General features: G+C 57.7%; 5 protein-coding genes. 1 reads left to right on the top strand and 4 read right to left on the bottom strand.

Annotated features, from left to right (window positions below; translation table 11 throughout):
* The 4 genes from ALO64_RS24680 to ALO64_RS19410 form a co-directional block, all read right to left on the bottom strand.
* On the bottom strand, positions 1-482 hold a 482-nt coding region (locus ALO64_RS24680; protein ID WP_157058679.1), incomplete at its 3' end, for a hypothetical protein.
* 536 nt (positions 483-1,018) lie between these two features.
* Positions 1,019-2,917: a sulfate adenylyltransferase subunit CysN gene (gene cysN, locus ALO64_RS19400; RefSeq protein WP_010207285.1), complete on the bottom strand. Its 1,899-nt coding sequence runs from the start codon at positions 2,915-2,917 to the stop codon at positions 1,019-1,021.
* Between the two features lie 10 nt (positions 2,918-2,927).
* The gene (gene cysD / locus ALO64_RS19405; RefSeq protein ID WP_002555071.1) at positions 2,928-3,845 is read right to left on the bottom strand and encodes a sulfate adenylyltransferase subunit CysD; all 918 of its coding nucleotides are present in this window, start codon (positions 3,843-3,845) and stop codon (positions 2,928-2,930) included.
* A 153-nt stretch (positions 3,846-3,998) separates the two neighbouring features.
* A complete protein-coding gene (locus tag ALO64_RS19410) occupies positions 3,999-4,757 on the bottom strand; it encodes a Nif3-like dinuclear metal center hexameric protein (protein ID WP_044344747.1) in 759 nt (252 codons plus the stop codon).
* Positions 4,758-4,868: 111 nt separating this feature from the next.
* On the opposite strand from ALO64_RS19410, the gene algW reads away from it, so the two are divergent.
* The gene (algW, locus tag ALO64_RS19415; protein ID WP_002555073.1) at positions 4,869-6,029 is read left to right on the top strand and encodes a Do family serine endopeptidase AlgW; all 1,161 of its coding nucleotides are present in this window, start codon (positions 4,869-4,871) and stop codon (positions 6,027-6,029) included.
* The last annotated feature ends 86 nt before the right edge of the window (positions 6,030-6,115 follow it).

Here is a 6,115-nt window from a genome sequence, read left to right on the forward strand (position 1 = left end):
TTGTTCAGCGTCTCCTTAACATTATGAGGACCATTAACGTGAATCAATGTCGGCTTGTTGATTCGACCCGGCACAAACCCAAATCTCGCCCATCGCAGCTCGCCTGCCCGACCGTCATAAATGACCAGATTACCGTCATCCAGGGACAGGTGGCTGTGGTACCAATAGGATTTGTCCCTTGTATGGGTACTTTCCGCAATCCACTGCCTTGCTCGCATCGGGTCATACAGAAAGCCACTGTTGCTGACGACGAACCAGGGAGCACCCGATTGCCTACGGGAAAGGGTACGACTGTGAGGCTGATTACCATCAGCAACCCAAATCGGATGTCCGTTATCCCTGATCACAAAATTGCCATCGCCTTGCAGCTCCAAACGAAAACGCCCGCTGGGCGATTGTAAAAACTGCCCAGGCGTCATTTTTTGATTGGGCGGCAACACAGGAGCACCGCTATTGTTAAATTGACCATATTGAATACTCATACTTTCACCGTTTGAAAGTTAATAAATGAGTATTCAAGTAATCAGCAAACATCCAAGGCTGTGCGGTAAATAGATACCGCACTCAACTATTTATTTCGCACGTATCACTGCAGGAACGAACTTGCTCGCGAAGAACGATCACGCGGTATGACCCGGGGGACCTCATCGGCCTTATCGCGGGCAAGAAACGCCCCCACAGGAGACCACATGCTGCTGTGGGACGGCTTCAGCCCAGACTGTGTAAAAACGTCACGAGCGAAGGCAAGACAAGGCAAAAACAGGCGAAAAACGGCCGGGGTCGCGATCGACTCCAGGTGTTCTAAATGAGCATTTTTCGCCTGTTTTTAACGCAGTATTGCCAAGCGCAGTAGTTTTTACACAGTCTGAGCCGGGAAGGCAGTAGTTCCGTAGACAAATATCCGGTGGATGTACTGGCCTCTTCCCGGCTAAAGCCGGTCCCACTGGATGTGCGTTGCGCTGCAAACAAAAAACCCGCCATCGCTGGCGANNNGCGGGTTTTTTTCAGCAAGCGAAGCTTAGATCGCGCCGTGACTGCGCAGCAGATCCAGCACCTGTTTAACGCTTTCTTCCAGGTTGAGTGTCTGCGTGTCGATCACCAGATCGGCATTCAGCGGCACGTCATACGGAAAGGACTCGCCAGGAATGTTGTCGCCATCAGCGGCATACAGGCCTTGCGGGTCACGCTCGCGGCAGACTGCTGGCGACGCCTGAACATAGACGGTCAGCAGACGATCCTTGCCGATCAGCGCCTTGGCGCGCTCACGGCCCTCGGCATCCGGCGCCACAAAGGCAGCCAGGGTCAGCAGGCCCGCTTCGTTGAACTGGCGCGCCACGTGGGCGGCACGGCTCCAGTTCTCGGTACGCCCGGCACGGTCCTGTGGCAAGCCCTTGTTCAGGTCATGACGCAGGTTCTGACCGTCCAGCACATAGACCGCACGGCCCATGTCGAACAACTTACGCTCGACCGCATACGCCAACGTACTTTTGCCTGCGCCGGACAGGCCGCTGAACAATACGGTAGCCGGCTGCTGGCCGAAACGCTGCGCACGCTCTTCAGTCGAGACGTGGGCCAGCTCGCCATGATGCTGCGAGCCACCGCCTGAAACCGGCTTGGCAATGATCATGCCCGCTGCCACAGTGCCATTGGTCAGACGATCGATGACGATGAACGAGCCAGTGGTGGGGTTTCTGTCATAGCCGTCCAGCGCGATGGGCGCATCGAGGCTGACTTTGACGCGTCCGATCTCGTTCAACTGCAACGAGCTGGCAGGGCCTTCCTGCAGCGTGTTCACATCGACCCGATGAGTAATGCTGGCAATAGAGCCAGGCACATAGCTGGTAGCGCGCTTGATGTCGTACTTCTTGCCCGGCAGCATGGGCTCTTCGGCCATCCACACCAGCATCGCGTCGAACGCATCGCTGACCTGTGGGACGTTGTCGGCATGCACCAGCAGATCACCGCGGGAAATGTCGATCTCGTCTTCCATGGTCAGCGTCACGGCCTGCCCCGGACCGGCCTGCTCCAGTTCGCCTTCAAAAGTGACGATGGACTTCACACGGCTGCTCTTGCCCGACGGCAGCACGACGATCTCGTCGCCCTTGTGCACGATACCGCTGGCCAGCGTACCGGCGAAACCGCGGAAGTTCAGGTTTGGACGGTTGACGTACTGCACCGGGAATCGCAGGTCCGCATAGTTGCGGTCGCTGGCAATTTCGACGGTCTCGAGAATTTCCATCAGCGACTGGCCGGTGTACCAGGGCGAACGCTCGCTCTTGTTCACCACGTTGTCGCCCTTGAGCGCCGACATTGGAACAAACGCCATGGTGGTCGGCTTGAACGCGATACCCTCGGCGAACTTCAGGTAATCGGCCTTGATCGATTCGAACACGCTCTCATCGAAGCCGTTGAGGTCCATCTTGTTGATGGCGACGACGATGTGCTTGATACCCAGCAGAGAGGCGATATAGCTGTGACGACGGGTCTGGGTCTGCACGCCATAGCGCGCGTCCACCAGAATGATCGCCAGGTCACAGGTCGAAGCGCCGGTGGCCATGTTACGGGTGTACTGCTCATGGCCCGGTGTATCGGCAATGATGAACTTGCGCTTGGCCGTGGAGAAATAGCGATAGGCAACATCGATAGTGATGCCCTGCTCCCGCTCGGCCTGCAGACCATCCACCAGCAACGCCAGATCGACGTCATCGCCGGTGGTGCCGGACTTCTTCGAGTCCCGGGTGATGGCTTCAAGGTGATCTTCATAGATCATCTTCGAGTCATGCAGCAGACGCCCGATCAGCGTGCTCTTGCCGTCATCGACGTTGCCACAGGTAAGAAAGCGCAGCATTTCCTTGCGTTCGTGCTGGCCCAGATAGGCGAGGATGTCCTCGCTGATCAAATCGGATTGATGCGACATGTGACACCCCTTAGAAATAACCCTGACGTTTCTTTTCTTCCATCGAGCCGGCACCGTCATGGTCAATGACCCGGCCCTGGCGTTCGGAAGTTCGTGTCAGCAGCATTTCCTGAATGATGTCGGTCAGGCTGGTCGCTTCGGACTCGACAGCACCGGTCAGCGGGTAGCAGCCCAGCGTGCGGAAACGGACCTTTTTCTTGACGATGCGCGACTTCTCTTCATCGGTGAGATGCTCGAGGATGCGCTCGTCGTCGATCATGATCAGCGTACCGTTCTTCTCGATCACGTCGCGCTCGGCGGCGAAGTACAGCGGCACGATAGGGATGCCTTCAAGGTAGATGTACTGCCAGATGTCCAGCTCGGTCCAGTTGGAGAGCGGGAACACCCGGATAGACTCGCCTTTGTTGACGTTGCCGTTATAGACATTCCACAGCTCGGGGCGCTGGTTTTTAGGGTCCCAGCGATGTTTGCTGTCGCGGAACGAATAGACGCGTTCCTTGGCCCGGGACTTTTCTTCGTCGCGCCGGGCACCGCCGAAAGCGGCATCGAAACCATGCTTGTCGAGCGCCTGCTTCAGGCCCTCGGTCTTCATGATGTCGGTATGTTTGGCGCTGCCGTGGGTGAAGGGGTTGATGCCCTGCGCCACACCATCGGGGTTGATGTGAGTGATCAGGTCCAGGCCCATTTCCTCGACCATCTTGTCGCGAAAACGATACATCTCCTGGAATTTCCAGCGAGTATCGACGTGCATGACCGGAAATGGCAATTTACCGGGGAAGAATGCCTTGCGCGCCAGGTGCAGCATCACGGCCGAATCCTTGCCGATCGAGTACAGCATCACCGGGTTATCGAACTCGGCGGCGACCTCGCGGATAATGTGGATGCTTTCCGCCTCCAGCTGTTTCAGATGCGTCAGTTTGTCAACCATGGCTACTCACGGATTGCGTTCGTTATGGACCGGGAAACCCCGGGGCGGCCTGCGGGCCGTATTCGAGCCGAGCACTTTAACATGCGTGATATCGCTAATCAGCGATGCAGCTAGATCGAAACGATCTATGCATATGCCCTGCTGTTTGATCGTTCAAATCGGGTTGGGGCAGTCGATGAAGATATGCTCGAGTGCAAAGCGTCGGGCCAGGTAATCACCCAGGGCCTGAACGCCATATCGCTCGGTGGCGTGATGACCGCCCGCGATGAAGCTGATGTCGTTCTCCCGTGCGCTGTGGAATGTCTGCTCCGACGCTTCGCCACTCAGGAAAAGATCAACGCCTTCCAGCACTGCCTGATCAATGTAGTTCTGACCACCGCCCGTGCACCAGCCGACACGGCGAATCATCTGACTGCCTTCGATGAGCAATGGCTCACGCCCCAGCGCATCCTGCACGCGACGGGCAAAATCCCGCGGCGTCATGGGTTCGGACAACGAACCGATCAAGCCGACCACTCGCGAATTTTCGGGGTCCAGCGGGCCTTCGACAGTGATGTCCAACTGACGTGCCAGCTGCACGTTATTGCCCACTTCAGGGTGCACGTCCAGCGGCAGGTGGTAGGCAAGCAGGCTGATGTCGTGCTTGAGCAGAGTTTTCAGGCGACGCTGCTTCATGCCGACAACACAGGGGTTTTCGCCTTTCCAGAAATAACCGTGATGGACCAGAATCAGATCAGCCTGAGCCTCTAAGGCAGCGTCCAGCAATGCCTGGCTGGCCGTCACGCCGCTGACGATGCGCATCACTTGAGGCCGACCCTCGACCTGAAGGCCATTAGGGCAATAATCCTGAATCCGGGCACTGTTCAGATAGCGGTCGGCTTCTTCGACCAGGGTGCTCAGGGCAACAGCCATAAAAGACTCCTAAATATGCAGTTCAGAGCTGCGTTGTACTCGTATAATGCCCGCCATTATGGCGCACCCGTGGCAAAACTTTCTGCGCCCGCAACCATCAGGACTTGTTAAATGTTCAAGGCACTGCGTTTTTTCGGCTGGCCATTGCTGGCTGGCGTGCTTATCGCCATGCTGATTATTCAGCGCTATCCGCAGTGGGTCGGCCTGCCGAGCCTGGATGTCAATCTGCAACAGGCTCCGCAGACCACCAACGTCATGCAAGGTCCGTCGTCCTATGCCGATGCGGTCATTGCCGCAGCGCCCGCGGTGGTCAACCTCTACACCACCAAGATGGTCAACAAGGGCAACAATCCGCTTTTCGAAGACCCGCAGTTCCGCCGCTTCTTCGGCGACAACACGCCCAAGCAGAAGCGCATGGAGTCGAGCCTTGGCTCTGGCGTCATGATGAGCCCCGAAGGCTACATACTGACCAATAACCACGTCACCACAGGCGCGGACCAGATCGTGGTGGCGCTAAAAGACGGCCGCGAAACCATTGCCCGGGTCATCGGCAATGACCCGGAAACCGACCTGGCGGTGCTCAAGATCGATTTGAAAAACCTGCCCGCGATTACCATCGCGCGCTCTGACAGCATTCGCATCGGCGACGTAGCACTGGCGATCGGCAACCCGTTCGGGGTCGGTCAGACCGTGACCATGGGGATCATCAGTGCCACCGGGCGCAATCAATTGGGCCTCAACACTTATGAAGACTTCATTCAGACTGATGCGGCCATCAACCCGGGTAACTCGGGCGGTGCGCTGGTAGACGCCAGCGGCAATCTGATCGGTATCAATACCGCGATCTTTTCCAAGTCCGGCGGCTCGCAGGGCATCGGCTTCGCTATTCCGACCAAATTGGCAATGGATGTCATGAAGTCGATCATCGAGCACGGTCAGGTCATTCGTGGCTGGCTGGGCATCGAAGTTCAACCGCTGACCCAGGAACTGGCCGAATCCTTCGGGCTGAAGGATCGTCCAGGTATCGTTGTGGCCGGCATCTTCCGCGACGGACCGGCGCAGAAAGCCGGCCTGCAACTGGGCGACGTGATCCTGAGCATCAATGGCGAACCTGCCGGCGACGGTCGTCGCTCGATGAACCAGGTGGCGCGCACCAAACCCAAGGACAAGATTGCTATCGACGTGATGCGCAACGGCAAGGAGATGCGCCTGAGCGCCGAGGTCGGCCTGCGCCCACCACCCGCCCCGACACCCGCCGCAGCGCCGGAGTGATGCGCCATTACCTGAAAGTGCGGTACAGCACAGATCTGTGACGCCGGGAATAAAGGGCATCCGGGCTTCTGCCCGAAGGGCGTGGG

This window comes from Pseudomonas meliae, assembly GCF_001400515.1.
Taxonomy (GTDB): domain Bacteria; phylum Pseudomonadota; class Gammaproteobacteria; order Pseudomonadales; family Pseudomonadaceae; genus Aquipseudomonas; species Aquipseudomonas amygdali.